Consider the following 15,923-nt stretch of genomic DNA (forward strand, 5'->3'; position numbering starts at 1 on the left):
GTGCTCACTCATTTAGAGTCCCGGTTCGTGGACCTCACCAACCGACAGCCGCGGCGCGAGCGCGCTCGCCCGATGTCGCCCGACGAGCGGCGTGAGCACCTCGTCGACGCGACGCTCAACCTGCTGCGCGTGCACGGCCGCGAGATCACCACCCGGCAGCTGGCCGAGGAGGCCGGCGTCGCGGAGGGCACGATCTTCCGGGTCTTCGACTCCAAGGACGAGCTCGTCGACGCGGCGATCCGGCGCGCGTTCGAGCCCGGCGACGTCGTCGCCCGGATCGCGGAGATCGACCCGGGCCTCCCCCTCCGGTCCCGGCTGGTCGCCCTCGTGGCGATCCTGCAGCAGCGGTTCCGCGCGACCTTCGGCCTGATGCAGAAGGTCGGGCTCGTGGGCCCGCCCCGCGACGCCCGGGACTCGACCGCGGCCGCCGCCTGGCGCCACCAGCTCGAGGGGCTGATGGCCGAGCTGGTCGCACCCGACGCCGACCAGCTCACCGTGCCGGTCCTCGAGTTCGTGCACGTGCTGCGACTCCTGACCTTCGCCGGCAGCCACGAGCTGATCTCCGACGGCCGGCTGATGAGCCCGGACCAGATCGTCGACACCGTCCTCCTGGGCCTCACGAGAAGGAACCCCTGATGCTGCTCCAGCTCCTGCGCGAGCGACTCGCGCCGTACCGCACCTGGATCACGCTCGTGGTGCTGTTCCAGTTCGCCGCCGTGGTGGCGATGCTCTACCTGCCGAAGCTGAACGCCGACATCATCGACCGCGGCATCGCGACCGGCGACACCCGCTACATCATGCACACCGGCGCGCTGATGCTCGCGATCTCGCTCGGCCAGATCGTGTGCTCGGTGCTCGCGGTGTGGTTCGGCGCGCGAACCGCGATGGCGTTCGGCCAGGACGTCCGGGTGTCGCTGTTCCGGCGGGTGGGCGCGTTCTCGGCCCGGGAGGTGCAGGACTTCGGCGCGCCGTCCCTGATCACCCGCAGCACCAACGACGTGCAGCAGGTTCAGATGCTGGTGCTGATGGCCTGCAACATCGCGGTCCAGTCGCCGATCATGATGGTCGGCGGCGTGATCATGGCGCTGCACGTGGACTCCGGCCTCGGCTGGATCCTCGCGGTCGTCGTGCCGGCCCTGTTCCTCTGCGTCGGGTTCGTCGTCAGCCGGATGGTGCCGAGCTTCCGCGCCATGCAGGCACGCATCGACGAGGTGAACCGGGTGCTGCGGGAGCAGATCACCGGCATCCGCGTCGTGCGGGCGTTCGTCCGTGAGCCCCATGAGGCGAGGCGGTTCGGTACGGCGAACGACGACCTCACCGAGGTCTCGGTCCGGGCCGGACGCTGGATGGCCACGATGTTCCCGCTCGTGATCCTGGTCGTGAACGTCTCCAGCGTCGCGGTCATCTGGTTCGGCGGCCACCGGATCGACAGCGGGCAGATGCTGCCGGGCGCGATGACGGCGTTCCTCTCCTACCTGATGCAGATCCTGATGTCGGTGATGATGGCGACGTTCATGCTGATGATGGTCCCGCGCGCATCCGTGTGCGGCGACCGGATCGCGGAGGTGCTCGGCACCGAGACGTCCGTCGAGCCGGCGGCCGAGCCGGTCGCCCCGGACCCGGCGCTGCGTGGGCACCTGCAGCTCGACCACGTCACCTTCGCCTACCCGGGCGCCGACGAGCCGGTGCTCAGCGACGTGTCCTTCCAGGCGCGCCCCGGCCAGGTGGTCGCCGTGATCGGCTCGACCGGGGCCGGCAAGAGCACGCTGGTCAACCTGGTGCCCCGGCTCTTCGACGCCAGCTCGGGCTCGGTGCGGGTCGCCGGCCAGGACGTCCGGCACCTCGACCAGGACCTGCTCTGGGCGCAGCTGGGCCTGATCCCCCAGAAGGCGTACCTGTTCAGCGGCACCATCCGCAGCAACCTCGAGTACGGCAAGGCGGACGCGACCGACGAGGAGATGTGGGCCGCGCTCGAGGTGGCACAGGGCCGCGACTTCGTCGAGGCGCTGCCCGAGGGCCTCGATGCCCCGGTCACGCAGGGTGGCACCAACTTCTCCGGAGGCCAGCGGCAGCGGCTCGCGATCGCGCGGGCGCTGGTGCGTAAGCCCGGGATCTACCTGTTCGACGACTCGTTCTCCGCGCTCGACCTCGCGACCGACGCGCGGTTGCGCGCCGCGCTCAGGCCCGAGACGCGGGACGCGACGGTCGTGATCGTGGCCCAGCGGATCAGCACCATCAAGGACGCCGACCTGATCCTGGTGCTCGAGGACGGCCGGGTGGTCGGCCGCGGCACGCACCACGAGCTGCTGGCCGAGAGCACGACGTACCAGGAGATCGTCACCTCGCAGATGACCGCGGAGGAGGCGGCATGAGCCAGACCGAGAACCAGACCCCGACCCGGTCGAAGCCCCAGGGTTTCAAGCAGACCGAGCGCATCGAGGCGCCGATGGGCGGCCCGGGCCGCGGCCCCATGGGCGGCGGCATGGTCGGCCAGAAGGCGATGGACTTCGGGCCGTCCGGCAAGCGGCTCGCCGCCCGGATGCGGCCGGACCGCGGCAAGGCGGTCCTCGTCGTGCTGCTCGGCATCGCCAGTGTCACGCTGATGTCGATCGGCCCGCGGATCCTGGGCCACGCCACCGACCTCGTCTTCAACGGCTACATCGGCTCGAAGATCCCGCCGGGCACCCCGGAGTCCGCCTGGCCGCAGGCGATCCAGGGCATGGACGTCGTCCCCGGCCGGGGCGTCGACTTCACCGCGGTCGGGCACGTACTGATGATCGTGCTCGCGATCTACGCGGTCGCGTCGCTGCTCTCGTGGCTCCAGGGCTTCGTCCTCAACACCGTCGTGCAGAACACGGTGCGCACGCTGCGCCAGGACGTCGAGGACAAGATCAACCGGCTGCCGCTGGGCTACTTCGACCGGTCCCCGCGCGGCGAGCTGCTGTCGCGGGTCACCAACGACATCGACAACGTCAGCCAGACGCTCCAGCAGACGATGAGCCAGCTGCTCACCTCGGTGATGACGGTCGTCGCCGTGCTGGCGATGATGATCTGGATCTCGCCGCTGCTGGCCCTGGTGGCGCTGATCACCGTGCCGCTGTCGCTGGTCGTCACCGCGCAGATCATGAAGCGGTCGCAGGGCCAGTTCGTGGCGCAGTGGCGGCGCACCGGCGCCCTCAACGCGCACGTCGAGGAGTCGTTCTCGGGCCACGCGCTGGTCAAGGTGTTCGGCCGCCAGGCGGAGGTCGAGAGGAAGTTCGCCGAGGAGAACGACGAGCTGGCCAGGGTGAGCTTCGGCGCGCAGTTCGTGAGCGGCCTGATCATGCCGTCGATGATGTTCATCGGGAACCTCAACTACGTGCTCGTCGCCGTCATCGGCGCCCTCCGGGTCGCGCACGGCCAGTTGTCGCTGGGCGAGGTGCAGGCCTTCATCCAGTACAGCCGGCAGTTCACGCAGCCGCTGACCACCGTGGCCTCGATGGCGAACCTGCTGCAGTCCGGCGTCGCGTCCGCGGAACGGGTCTTCGAGCTGCTCGACGCCGACGAGGAGCCCGAGGACGCCGGCGGCCTGCCGGCTCCCGGCCGTCGTGGCGAGGTGGCCTTCGAGCACGTGTCGTTCCGGTACGACGTGGACCGCCCGCTGATCACCGACCTCTCGCTGGTCGCGCGACCCGGGCAGACGGTCGCGATCGTGGGCCCGACGGGCGCCGGCAAGACCACGCTGGTGAACCTGGTGATGCGGTTCTACGACGTCGACGCCGGCCGGATCACCCTCGACGGCGTGGACATCGCGGGCATGCCGCGGGCCGCGCTGCGTGGGCAGATCGGGATGGTGCTGCAGGACACCTGGCTGTTCGCCGGGACGATCCGGGACAACATCGCCTACGGACGTCCGGACGCGACCGAGGAGGACATCCTCGAGGCCGCGCGGGCGACGTTCGTGGACCGGTTCGTGCACTCCCTGCCCGACGGGTACGACACCCTCATCGACGAGGAGGGGTCGAACCTCTCCGCCGGTGAGCGCCAGCTGGTGACGATCGCACGGGCCTTCCTGACCGACCCGGCCCTGCTCATCCTCGACGAGGCGACGTCCTCGGTCGACACCCGCACCGAGCTGCTGCTCCAGCACGCGATGGCGGCGCTGCGGACCGACCGCACGTCGTTCGTGATCGCCCACCGGCTCAGCACGATCCGCGACGCCGACCTGATCCTGGTCATGGAGGACGGCGCGATCGTCGAGCAGGGCAGCCACGACGAGCTCATCGATCGGGACGGCGCCTACGCCCGGCTCTACCGGGCCCAGTTCACCGCCGCGCTCGACGAGGAGGTGGCCTGATTAATCCCTTGAACCGCCCCGCGTGCCGACCTACCGTTGCCGCACACGGGAAAGGAGGTGGTCCGAAGAATGAGTTCTTCTGGGACGCGTGAGGTGGCTGCCCGCTAGCAGCCCACTGGCATGAACCCGGGGTGGAGTCACTCCGGGCAGGCTGCTGGTGAATCCATCGCAGTCACCCGACCCGCAGGTGATCCGGTCATCACGTCCACCGGAGCGGGCTCCGTCAGGAGTCCACACCTGCGGGTCGCTGCACGTCCGGACCTCAGACCCTCCGGAGCCGCCTCGCGAGGTACGGCGCGGTCGCGCTGTTCTGGGCCCTGGCGACCTCGGTCGGCGGCCCGGTGGCGACCACCCGCCCGCCCGCGTCGCCACCACCGGGGCCGAGGTCGACGACCCAGTCGGCCGAGGCGATCGTGTCGAGGTCGTGCTCGACCAGGACGACCGTGTTGCCGGCGTCCACCAGCCGGTGCAGCTGGTGCAGCAGCAACGTGATGTCGGCGGGATGCAGCCCGGCCGTCGGCTCGTCCAGCAGGTAGAGCGCATGACCCCGGCGGGCACGCTGGAGCTCGGTGGCCAGCTTGATCCGCTGGGCCTCACCGCCGCTGAGCTCGGTCGCCGGCTGGCCGAGCCGCAGGTAGCCCAGCCCGACGTCGCGGAGCGTCTCGAGGCTGCGCGCGGCAGCGGGGAGATCGCCGAGGAACGTCGCGGCGCCGTCGACCGACAGCGCCAGCACCTCGGCGATGTTCCTGCCCCGGTAGGTCACCTCCAGGGTCTCGGCGTTGTAGCGCGCACCGTGGCAGGTCGGGCACGGCGCATAGGTGCCGGGCAGGAACAACAGCTCCACCGCGACGAAGCCCTCGCCCTGGCAGGTCTCGCACCGGCCCTCCGGGACGTTGAACGAGAAGCGCCCCGGCGAGTAGCCACGCTCCCGCGCCTCGTCGGTGGAGGCGTACAGCTTGCGCACCGCGTCGAACATGCCGGTGTAGGTCGCCAGGTTGGACCGCGGGGTCCGGCCGATCGGGCGCTGGTCGACGAGGACCAGCCGGTCGAACGCCTCGAGGCCGGCCGCGTCCTGGACGTCGACCTCGAGCCGCCCGTCCTCCCCGGCCTCGCCACGGCCACGGTCCTCGGGCGCCAGGCCCAGGTGCCTGCCGACGACCTCGGCGAGCACCTGGGTCACCAGGGTCGACTTGCCGGACCCGGAGACGCCGGTCACCGCCGTCAGCACGCAGAGCGGGACGTCGACGGAGACGTCGCGCAGGTTGTGCCGGGAGACGCCACGCAGGTGCAGCCAGCCCTGCGGGGGACGGGCCCGGCACTCCAGCGGCTCGGCGCGGCCGAAGAGGTAGCGGCTGGTGGCCGACTCCTCGACCTCCTCGAGGCCCGCGACCGGCCCGCTGTAGAGCACCCGCCCGCCGCCCTCGCCGGCACCCGGCCCGATGTCGACGATCCAGTCCGCCCGCCGTACGACGTCCAGGTCGTGCTCGACGACGAAGAGCGAGTTGCCCGACGCCTTCAGCCGGTCGAGCACGTCCAGCAGCGGCTCCGCGTCGGCCGGGTGCAGGCCGGCCGACGGCTCGTCGAGCACGTAGACGACACCGAACAGCCCCGATCGCAGCTGGGTGGCGATCCGCATCCGCTGGGCCTCGCCGGGTGAGAGCGTCGTCGACCGCCGGTCGAGGCTCAGGTAGCCCAGGCCGAGGTCGAGCAGGACCTCGACCCGGGCGAGCAGGTCGGTGCAGATCCGCACCGCCACCTCGTTGGTCTCCTGGGGGAGGTCGGCCACCGGCCGCAGCACGGTGACCAGGTCGGCGAGCTGCATGGCGTTGACCTCGGCGATCGACCGGCCGGCGAAGGTCACCGCCAGGGCCTCGGGCCGCAGCCCGCTGCCGCCGCAGTCGGGGCAGGGCGTGTCGACGACGAAGCGCAGCGCCCGCTCGCGCATCCGCTCGCTCGTGGAGTCGGCGAGCACGTGCATGACGTGCTTGCGGGCACTCCAGAAGGTGCCGTGGTAGCCGTAGTCGATCCGGTCGCGCTCGGGCTTGATCAGGACCGCGGGCTGCTCGTCGGTGTAGAGCAGCCAGTCGCGGTCCTTCTTCCTGAGCCGGCGCCACGGCTTGTCGATGTCGATGCCCAGGCCGGCCACGATGCTGCGCAGGTTGGCGCCCTGCCAGGCCCCCGGCCAGGCGGCGATCGCGCCGTCGCGGATGCTCAGCGACGGGTCGGGGACCAGGAGGTCCTCGGTGACGTCGTGGACCACCCCGAGGCCGTGGCACCGGGGGCACGCGCCCGCCACGGTGTTGGGCGAGAACGCCTCGGCGTCCAGGCGCGGAGCTCCGCGCGGGTAGCTGCCGGCCCGCGAGTAGAGCATCCGCAGCAGGTTGGACAGCGTGGTGATGGTGCCGACGGTCGACCGGGAGCTCCGCGCACCGCGACGCTGCTGCAGGGCGACCGCGGGCGGCAGCCCGGTGATCTCCTGCACGTGCGGGGCGCCCACCTGCTGCAGCAGCCGGCGCGCGTACGGCGCGACCGACTCGAAGTACCGGCGCTGCGCCTCGGCGTACAGCGTGCCGAACGCGAGGGAGGACTTCCCGGAGCCGGAGACGCCGGTGAAGGCGACCATCGCGTCGCGCGGGATGTCGACATCGACGTTGCACAGGTTGTTCTCGGCGGCTCCGCGGACACGGACGAAGTGGTCGATCGCATCGTCTGGCACGCCCGACCCGTACCCAGCGCCCGGTGGCCGGACGCACGGGTGCCAGGTCAGGGGGCGACGTAGGCGAGGTCCATGGTGTCGGTGCGTCCGGCCCACTGCAGGGTCAGGTGCCAGCAGCCCGTCCTCGGCAGGTCGATGATCGAGGGACCGGGCCCGCCGTCGACCACGCGGGTGGCCGTGGCCGATCCGTCCGCGAGCGTCGCTGTGATGCGGAGCGACGAACCGTCGGCGACGGGCGAGACCCAGAGGATCTTGTTGTTGTGGTCGGCGGACGGCGGGGCGGTCAGCGGCTGGGCGAAGAGGATCGCGGCGATGTCACCGCCGTCGCCCAGCACGTACGGCATCCGGGGACGCGGATCGGTGAACCCGGTGCGGGCCCAGTCGGGCAGCACCCGGGTCGGCACCGGATCGGCGCACGACGCGCCCGGTGTGGTCGTCGTGGGCTCCCCGGAGGCACCGGTCCGGCCGGACGGCGCGGAGCCCAGTGCGAGGGGCACCGCCACCGAGACGGCTGCCACCGCGGCCGCGGCGACGCCCGCGACGGCCCACCGGCGGCGGCGTCGCCGCCTGCTGCCGGCGCCGGCGAGCTCGCGCGTCGGGGGGACCTGCACCGAGATGTCGTCGGTCGCTGCACGCAGCAGCTCGGCGACCTGTCGTTCGTCGATCATCGGTTCTCCTCGTGCGTGCGGGTGATGAGGTCATCGAGTGACCTGTCCTCGGACAGCACCGCGATGGCTCGCGACGCCCGGCTCTTGACCGTTCCGGGGGCGATCCCCAGGACGGTCGCGATCTGGGCCTCGGTGAGGTCGGCGAAGTACCGCAGGACCAGGACCTGGCGCTGTTCCCGACCCAGTCGGGCGAGCGACGCGCGGATGCTCTGGCTCAGCGACACTCCCGCGGCCGGGTCCTCCGTCGCCGGGGGCTCGGGCAGGTCCCGGTACGGGATCTCGCCGCGCCACCTGCGCCGCCGGCTGCGCGTGATGCCGTTGACCAGCACCCGGTACACGTACGCGTCGCGATCATCCGCGGTCGAGACCCGGCCCCAGGCGCCGTAGCACTGGATGAGGGCCTCCTGCACGGCGTCCTCCGCGTCCTGCTCGCTGCAGCCGAACAGGACCGCCGAGCGGACCAGCCGCGCGTAGCGGGCGTCCACGAACGCCTGGTAGTCCTCGTCTGGCCTCACGGTCGTCCTTCGCTGTGTGCTCTCCTACCCACAACGAGCACCTGGACCATGATGACGGTTCCATGGCGGGCGCTGGAGACTGCTGGGACGCCGGGACGAACCCGCCGCGTGACCTCCGACATAGAAGTTGCCGGTGTCAACGATCGAGGAATATAGTTGCCGTTAGCAACCTTGTACTCCACGTGAATCGAGCTTCTGTGTCCCAGGCGTCCACCGCCCCCGTCTCCGCCATGGTCTCCGCCGAGGAGTCCGGTGAGATGACCCACCGCCAGATCCTGGAGGCCCTCAGTGGCCTGCTGCTGGCGATGTTCGTCGCCATGCTCTCCAGCACGGTCGTTACCAACGCCCTCCCGCGCATCGTCAGCGACCTGCACGGCAGCCAGACCGGCTACACGTGGGTGGTCGTCGCGACCATGCTCGCGATGACGGCGACGACGCCGATCTGGGGCAAGCTCTCCGACCTGTTCAGCAAGAAGCTGCTGGTGCAGCTCGCCCTGGTCATCTACATCGGCGGCTCGCTGATCGCGGCGTTCGCGCCCTCCATGGAGGTGCTGATCGGCGCCCGGGTCGTCCAGGGCCTCGGGGTCGGCGGCCTGACCGCGCTGGTCCAGGTCGTGATCGCCACGATGATCTCGCCGCGCGAGCGCGGCCGGTACTCCGGCTACCTCGGCGCGACGTTCGCGCTGGCGACCGTCAGCGGACCGCTCATCGGGGGCGTGATCGTCGACTCCGCGCTGGGCTGGCGCGGCTGCTTCTTCGTGGGGCTGCCGTTCGCGATCGTCGCGTTCTTCCTCCTGCAGAAGACCCTGCACCTGCCGGTCGTGAAGCGCCCGGTGCACATCGACTACCTCGGCGCGACGCTGCTGGTCGGCGGCGTCTCGACGCTGCTCGTGTGGGTCAGCCTGGCCGGCAACAGCTTCGCCTGGGCGTCCGCGACCACCGCGGTGCTCGTCGTGCTCGGCATGCTGATGCTCGGTGCCGCGGTGTACGTCGAGGCCCGCGTCGCGATCGAGCCGGTGATCCCGCTGCGGCTCTTCAAGGACCGCACCACCACGCTCGCCACCATCGCCTCGGTGATGATCGGCGTGGCGATGTTCGGCTCGACCGTGTACCTGAGCCAGTACTTCCAGACCGCCCGCGGCATGAGCCCGACAGAGGCGGGACTGATGTCGATCGCGATGGTCGGCGGCCTCTTCCTGTCCAGCGTGGTCAGCGGCCGGAGCATCAGCGACACCGGACGGTGGAAGCGCTTCCTGGTAGGGGGCATGGTCCTCGTCGTGATCGGCCTGGCCCTGCTCGGCACGATCGACGAGACCACCAACCTGGTCGTGATCGGTGCGTTCATGGCGATCCTGGGCGTCGGCCTGGGCGCCACCATGCAGAACCTCGTGCTCTCGGTCCAGAACAACGTCACCATGTCCGACATGGGTGCCGCCAGCTCCGTCGTCGCGTTCTTCCGCACCATGGGTGGCTCGATCGGCGTGTCCGTCCTGGGCGCGCTGCTCAGTCACCAGGTCGCGCAGCACGTCACCGAGGGGTACGTCGCCGCGCAGCGGCCGCCGACCTTCTCCGCGGACAGCCACGCGGTGCCGGAGGTCGCGTCACTCCCCGGCTGGGAGCAGTCGATCTGGGAGCACGCCTTCGGCTCGTCGTTCGGGCACATCTTCCTGGTCGCGACGCCGTTCGCCATGGTCGCGCTCGCCTGCGTGGTGCTGATCCGCGAGGTCCCGCTCCGCACGTCGAACCTCGAGGCCGAGGCCGTCGCCTCGCCCGAGGTCGCCGCCGAGCTGCACCGCGCCGTGGTCCGGAGCGAGGCCTGAGATGGCGACCCGTACGGACCGCGGTACTGACCGTGCCGCCCGCGCCGACCTGCTGACCGGCCTGGAGCAGGAGGTCGGCGCGATGGTCCGGCGGCTCCGCCGGATCATCCGCGAGCGGGCCCAGGGGGTGCATCCCGACCTGCAGTCCTCGTCGTACCTGATGCTGTCCTGGCTCGAGCAGCACGGGGCGCAGCGCGCCTCCGCGATGGTCGAGTCGTTCGGCATCGACAAGGGCGCCATCAGCCGCCAGATCCAGCACCTCGTCGAGCTCGGGCTGGTCGAGCGCTCACCCGACCCGGCCGACGGTCGCGCCACGCTGGTCTCCATCACCGACGACGCCCTGGTCCGGATGGCCGCGGTGAACGAGAAGCGGCGCCGCTGGATCGACGAGCGGCTCCGCGACTGGTCCGACGACGAGCTGACCGACATCGTCGCGCTGCTCGGCCGCTACAACGCGGCGCTGGACGAGCGGGACTGACGAGCGCTCACGGCGTACCGGCCGCGCATCCGCACCCGCCGTCGCGGGTACCGCCGCCGGCATGGACGAGAGCGAGCGGCAACCGGTCCGCACGACCCGCCGGGTCATGTTCCTCGCGGTCGGCGGGATCCTGGCCGTGCTCCTGGTCATGCTGGTGATCGTGCTGCTGCTCGGTGACCCGACCGACCACCTCGGCGATCAGCGGACCCAGACGGCGGTGTTCGCGGGCAGGTTGTAGTCGATCGGCCCGCTGGCCATCAGCACCTCGCCGTCCGGCAGCGGCACCGGGTCCGACCCGCAGTTGAGCACGACCGTGATCGGGCCGCGGCGGAACGCGAGCACGTCGGCGCCGCGGTCGAGCAGCTCGACGCGGTCGCCGGCGGATGTCGCGAACGTGCGCCGGGTGGCCAGCGCCGCGCGGTAGAAGGAGATGGTCGACGCGGGGTCAGCCTCCTCGGCCGCCACGGTGAGCGGACCCCACGTGGCCGGCTGCGGGATCCAGGGCTGGCCGGTGCCCGGCCCGAAGCCGTACGGCGGGGTCTCGCCGCTCCACGGGATCGGGACCCGGCAGCCGTCGCGCCCGGGCTCGCCGGTCCGGAACCAGGAGGGGTCCTGGCGGAACTCCGGCTCGACCTCGACCTGCTCCAGGCCGAGCTCCTCGCCCTGGTAGAGGTACGCCGAGCCGGGCAGCGCCAGCATCGCCAGCGTCGCGGCCCGAGCGCGGGCGAGGCCGACCTCGCCGCCGCCGTACCGGGTCGGGTGGCGTACGACGTCGTGGTTGGACAGCACCCAGGTGGGCGTGCCGTCGACCAGCCCGACCGCGTCCAGGGTGCTGGTGACGACCTCGGCGAACGCGCTCGCCGACCAGGGCGCCAGGAGCCAGGCGAAGTTGAACGCCTGGCTCATCTCGTCCTCGCGGATGTACCGGGCCATCGACTCCGGCGTGGGGGTCCAGGCCTCGGCCACCAGCATCCGGTCGCCGTCGTACTTGGCCAGCACCTCGTGCCAGCGGCGGTAGACGTCGTGCACCTCGGGCTGGTCCCACATCGGTCCCTCGACGTCGGGGGCCTCGACCATCGACTCCTTGCGCGCGCTCGTCACGGTGTCCGGGAGGCCCTCCTCCTTGAAGAGCCCGTGCGCCACGTCGACGCGGAAGCCGTCGACGCCGCGGTCCAGCCAGAACCGCAGGACGTCGACGAACATGTCGCCGACCTCGGGGTTGCGCCAGTCCAGGTCCGGCTGGCTCGCGTCGAAGAGGTGGAGGTACCACTGACCGACCTCGCCTGGGCCGGCCTCGACCTGCGTCCACGCGGGACCGCCGAAGACCGACCGCCAGTTGTTCGGCGGGCCGTCCGCGCTGTCGCGGAAGATGTACCGCGCGCGCTCGGGGCTGCCCGGCCCGGCGGCCAGCGCCGCGCGGAACCAGGGGTGCTGGTCGGAGGTGTGGTTGGGGACCAGGTCGACGATCACCTTGAGCCCCACCTCGTGCGCCTGCTCGAGCAGGACGTCGGCGTCGGCGAGGGAGCCGAACAGCGGGTCCACGTCGCAGTAGTCCGCGACGTCGTACCCGTGGTCCTTCTGCGGGGACCTGTAGAACGGCGAGAGCCAGATCGCGTCGACGCCGAGGTCGCGCAGGTACGGCAGCCGCGACGTGATGCCCGGCAGGTCGCCGACGCCGTCGCCGTTCCCGTCCGCGAAGCTGCGGGGGTAGATCTGGTAGGTGACCGCGTGCCGCCACCACTCGTGACGACCGGCGCTCGTTTGATCGTTCAAACCCATGGCCTCCATCGTAGTGGTCGCCCGGCGGGACTCACGCGGGCACGCGCGCCGTCACCGGATGGCCTCCCACCTCGCCAGCGCCTCGCGTCGCTCCGCGGCGTGGTCGACGACCGGCTCGGGGTAGCCGGCCGCGCGCCGGTCCTCGGGGCCCGGGTCGTGCGGGTCCGCGGCGTCCGCGAGCTCCGGCACCCAGCGGCGCACGTAACTGCCGGCGGGGTCGAACGTGCGGCCCTGGGTGGTCGGGTTGAAGACCCGGAAGTACGGCGCCGCGTCGACCCCGCTGCCCGCCGCCCACTGCCAGTTCTGCTGGTTGGAGGCGAGGTCGGCGTCGGCCAGCCAGCGCATGAAGTGCCGGGCGCCGTGCTGCCACTCCAGGTGCAGGTCCTTGACGAGGAAGCTCGCGACCACCATGCGCACCCGGTTGTGCATCCAGCCGGTCGCCCGGAGCTGGCGCATGCCGGCGTCGACGATCGGGAAGCCGGTGCGGCCCTCCTGCCAGGCCGTCAGCAGCGGGCCCGGCTCGTCGTACCGCATCCGGGCGTACTCGGGCCGCAGGTACTCCCGGGCCGTCTGCGGTCGCGCCGCCAGCAGGTCGGCGAAGAACTCGCGCCAGGCCAGCTCCTTGCGGTACGTCGCGGCGCCCGCGCTGCGCCTGCGGGCCAGGTCGGCGAGCAGGGTCCGCGGATGCACCTCGCCCCACCGCAGGTGGACCGACATCCGCGACGTGGAGTCCAGGTCGGGCCGGTCCCGCTCCTCGTCGTAGCCGTCGACCCGGTCGAGGAAGTCCTGCCACTGGCGCAGCGCGGCCTCCTCGCCGGCCGCGGGGAGCTCCAGGCCGTCGGGCAGCGCCGGCTCCGGGAGGTCGGTGGTGCCCCCGGCGAGCCCGAGCCAGCGGACCCCCGTCGGCGCGTCGACCGGCCCGCGCCAGCCGTGCTCGGCCCAGGCGCGCGAGAACGGCGTGTAGACCCGGTACGGCTCGCCGCTGCCGCTGGTCACCCGTCCCGGCCCGACGGCGTACGGCGAGCCGGTGCGCACCAGCTCGACCCCGTGCTCGGCCAGCGCCGCCTCGACCGCGGCGTCCCGGCGGGCTCCGTACGGCCCGAAGTCCGCGGCGACGTGCACCCGCTCGGCCGCCACCGACTGCGCGGCCAGCAGCACCCGGCGTACCGGGTCGCCCGCCACGACGGCGACCGGCGCGTCGAGGGCGCGGAGCGACGCCGCGAGGTACGCCCGCCGGCTCGGGCCGGCCGGCCCCCAGAGCGCGGGGTCGAGCACGAACAGCGGGAGGACCGGCCCGTCCGCGGCGGCCTCGACGAGCGCGGGGTTGTCACGGAGCCGCAGGTCGCGGCGGAACCACATCACGGAGGGCATCACCCGCCAGCCTGCCAGCCGCTGGAGGCATGGGACAGAATGAGCGACGTGAGCGATCTGATCGACACCACCGAGATGTACCTCCGGACCATCTACGAGCTGGTCGAGGAGGGCATCGTCCCGCTGCGTGCCCGGATCGCCGAGCGACTCCACCAGAGCGGCCCGACCGTGTCCCAGACGGTGGCCCGGATGGAGCGCGACGGGCTGCTCACCGTCGAGGGGGACCGCCACCTCCAGCTCACCGACGAGGGTGACCGGCTGGCCACCCGGGTGATGCGCAAGCACCGGCTGGCCGAGCGGCTGCTGACCGACGTGATCGGCCTCGAGTGGGAGCTCGTGCACGAGGAGGCCTGCCGCTGGGAGCACGTGATGTCGGAGACCGTCGAGCGGCGGCTCCTCGAGCTGCTCGACCACCCGACCGAGTCGCCGTACGGCAACCCGATCCCGGGCCTGGACGAGCTCGGCGAGAGCGAGGTCGGCGAGGAGTTCATGGACGGCGTCGAGCCGCTCTCCACCGCCGCCAGCCCGCAGGAGGGCCGGGTCCTGGTCCGCCGCATCTCCGAGGAGATGCAGAAGGACGAGGTGCTGATGAGCGCCATGCGCCGGGTCGGCGCCCTCCCCGACAAGACCGTCACCGTGGTCGCGACCGCCGAGGGCATCCTCGTCGGCTCCGGCGGCGAGACCGCCGAGATCGAGCCCGAGGCGGCCGCCCACATCTTCGTCCGGAAGCTCTGAGCGGCCTCGACCCGGGGTCGCGACCGCGACAGGCTTCACCCTGGCCCGGTGCGGGTACCGCCCCCGCATGCCACCGGAGACCATCGCGGGGCGCTACCACGTCGAGCGCGCCATCGGCCGGGGCGGGATGGGCACGGTGTGGCTGTGCCGGGACGAGGTCCTGGGCCGGGAGGTCGCGGTCAAGCAGGTCGGCCTGATGCCCGGCGAGTCGGCACCCGACCTCGCCCGTGCCCTGCGCGAAGCCCGCTCGTCGGCCGCCCTCAACCATCCGCACGTCGTGTCGGTCTACGACGCCGTGGAGGTCGACGACCACATCTGGCTGGTGATGGAGTACGTGCCCGGCTCCACGCTCTCGGAGCTGATGGCGCGGGAGGGTCGGCTCGACCCCGAACGGGTGGCGTACATCGGTGCCCAGGTGGCCGACGGGCTGGCCGCCGCGCACGCGCGCGGGACCGTCCACCGCGACGTCAAGCCGGGCAACGTCCTCATCGACGGTGAGGTCGCGAAGATCAGCGACTTCGGGATCGCCCGCACCGCCGGTGACGCCCAGCTGACGCAGACCGGGATGGTGATGGGCACCCCGCTGTACTTCTCGCCGCAGCTGGCCCGGGGCCTGGCCCCGACTCGGGCGGACGACGTCTGGGCGCTCGGCGCCACCCTCTACGCCGCCGTCGAGGGCTCCCCGCCCATCGAGGACCGGGGCAACGCGATCGCCACGCTGACCGCCATCGCGGAGGCCCGGCCGGCTCCGCCCGCGCATGCCGGGTTCCTGACCGACGCGATCGGCCGGATGCTGGACCCGGACCCGGTCTCGCGGTGGTCGATGGCCGATGCCGCCCACGCGCTGAGGCGGTTGCACGAGCAGCACCGGGCGCCGGCCACGCTCGAGACGGCGCCACGACGCCCCGGACCCGACACCCCGGTGGCGGGGACGGCCGCAGCGTCCCCGCCGGACGACGGCACCGGGCACCGCACGCGGTGGCCGCTGGTCGTCGCGCTCGTGGTCCTCCTGCTCGTGGGCGGCGTCGCCGCGGCGGCGTATGCGCTGCGCTCCGACGACCCCTCCGGAGGCTCCTCGGCCGGGCATCCGAAGACCTCGACCAGCCGGTCGTCCACGCCCTCCGGGGAGCCGTCCACGGCGACGGCGACGGTGACGACGACGGCGACCGCCCCGGTGGAGGCGTCGCCGACCGGGTCGGTGCCCGTCGCGACCGATCCCGAGCAGGCGGTCGAGGCCTACTACGGTCTCCTGCCCGACGACACGGAGGACGCGTGGCAGATGCTGGGGCCGCAGGCGCGGGCGAGCGCCCACGGGTACGGCAACTACGCCGCGTTCTGGGGCGGGATCGAGTCGGTCGAGGTGGGCGGGACGTCACTCTCGGACGACGTCGTGTCGGTCGAGCTCACCTACAACGGGGACGACTCCGAGACCCGGCAGCTGCGGATGGAGAAGAGCGGTGCGGGCTGGATCATCGCCGAGGACATCGGGACGGGATGACCGGGCG

General features: G+C 72.1%; 13 protein-coding genes. 8 read left to right on the forward strand and 5 right to left on the reverse strand.

Annotated elements, in window-relative coordinates:
- The first annotated feature begins 27 nt into the window (after positions 1-27).
- Genes N538_RS24900 through N538_RS0110970 form a run of 3 tightly spaced genes read left to right on the forward strand, consistent with a single transcriptional unit; the run spans position 28 to position 4,336 of the window.
- A complete protein-coding gene (locus tag N538_RS24900; protein WP_155992056.1) occupies positions 28-636 on the forward strand; it encodes a TetR/AcrR family transcriptional regulator in 609 nt (202 codons plus the stop codon).
- A complete protein-coding gene (locus tag N538_RS0110965) occupies positions 636-2,372 on the forward strand; it encodes an ABC transporter ATP-binding protein (RefSeq protein WP_028637348.1) in 1,737 nt (578 codons plus the stop codon). The genes N538_RS24900 and N538_RS0110965 overlap by 1 nt, the downstream gene beginning before the upstream one ends.
- A complete protein-coding gene (locus N538_RS0110970) occupies positions 2,369-4,336 on the forward strand; it encodes an ABC transporter ATP-binding protein (RefSeq protein WP_028637349.1) in 1,968 nt (655 codons plus the stop codon). The genes N538_RS0110965 and N538_RS0110970 overlap by 4 nt, the downstream gene beginning before the upstream one ends.
- Positions 4,337-4,598: 262 nt before the next feature.
- Here the strand turns inward: N538_RS0110970 and uvrA are convergent, their stop codons facing one another.
- Genes uvrA through N538_RS0110985 form a run of 3 tightly spaced genes read right to left on the reverse strand, consistent with a single transcriptional unit; the run spans position 4,599 to position 8,235 of the window.
- The gene (gene uvrA, locus N538_RS0110975; protein ID WP_028637350.1) at positions 4,599-7,052 is read right to left on the reverse strand and encodes an excinuclease ABC subunit UvrA; all 2,454 of its coding nucleotides are present in this window, start codon (positions 7,050-7,052) and stop codon (positions 4,599-4,601) included.
- 47 nt (positions 7,053-7,099) lie between these two features.
- Complete coding sequence (locus tag N538_RS24905) at positions 7,100-7,720, reverse strand: hypothetical protein (RefSeq protein WP_197025305.1); 621 nt, start codon at positions 7,718-7,720, stop codon at positions 7,100-7,102.
- A complete protein-coding gene (locus N538_RS0110985; protein WP_028637352.1) occupies positions 7,717-8,235 on the reverse strand; it encodes a SigE family RNA polymerase sigma factor in 519 nt (172 codons plus the stop codon). Before N538_RS0110985 ends, N538_RS24905 begins: the two co-directional genes overlap by 4 nt.
- A gap of 197 nt (positions 8,236-8,432) precedes the next feature.
- On the opposite strand from N538_RS0110985, the gene N538_RS24910 reads away from it, so the two are divergent.
- From N538_RS24910 to N538_RS28405, 3 genes are all read left to right on the forward strand, one after another.
- Positions 8,433-10,055 (forward strand): MDR family MFS transporter, encoded by a 1,623-nt coding sequence (locus N538_RS24910; RefSeq protein WP_331279520.1) that lies wholly within the window; start codon positions 8,433-8,435, stop codon positions 10,053-10,055.
- A 1-nt stretch (position 10,056) separates the two neighbouring features.
- Entirely contained in the window at positions 10,057-10,533 is a 477-nt protein-coding gene (locus N538_RS0110995) for a MarR family winged helix-turn-helix transcriptional regulator (protein WP_028637353.1), read from the forward strand.
- A gap of 61 nt (positions 10,534-10,594) precedes the next feature.
- Complete coding sequence (locus N538_RS28405) at positions 10,595-10,771, forward strand: hypothetical protein (RefSeq protein ID WP_155992057.1); 177 nt, start codon at positions 10,595-10,597, stop codon at positions 10,769-10,771.
- Here the strand turns inward: N538_RS28405 and N538_RS0111005 are convergent.
- Complete coding sequence (locus tag N538_RS0111005; RefSeq protein ID WP_028637354.1) at positions 10,732-12,312, reverse strand: glycoside hydrolase family 13 protein; 1,581 nt, start codon at positions 12,310-12,312, stop codon at positions 10,732-10,734. The genes N538_RS28405 and N538_RS0111005 overlap by 40 nt on opposite strands.
- A 51-nt stretch (positions 12,313-12,363) precedes the next feature.
- A complete protein-coding gene (locus N538_RS0111010) occupies positions 12,364-13,683 on the reverse strand; it encodes a cryptochrome/photolyase family protein (protein WP_028637355.1) in 1,320 nt (439 codons plus the stop codon).
- Positions 13,684-13,731: 48 nt separating this feature from the next.
- On the opposite strand from N538_RS0111010, the gene N538_RS0111015 reads away from it, so the two are divergent.
- Both N538_RS0111015 and N538_RS24915 read left to right on the forward strand, forming a co-directional pair.
- On the forward strand, positions 13,732-14,418 hold the full coding sequence (locus N538_RS0111015; RefSeq protein ID WP_028637356.1) for a metal-dependent transcriptional regulator: 687 nt from the start codon (positions 13,732-13,734) through the stop codon (positions 14,416-14,418).
- Between the two features lie 67 nt (positions 14,419-14,485).
- The gene (locus N538_RS24915; RefSeq protein WP_051549183.1) at positions 14,486-15,916 is read left to right on the forward strand and encodes a serine/threonine-protein kinase; all 1,431 of its coding nucleotides are present in this window, start codon (positions 14,486-14,488) and stop codon (positions 15,914-15,916) included.
- Positions 15,917-15,923: the final 7 nt, after the last annotated feature.

This window comes from Nocardioides sp. URHA0032 (genome assembly GCF_000620645.1).
In the GTDB taxonomy this organism is placed as follows: Bacteria; Actinomycetota; Actinomycetes; order Propionibacteriales; family Nocardioidaceae; genus Nocardioides.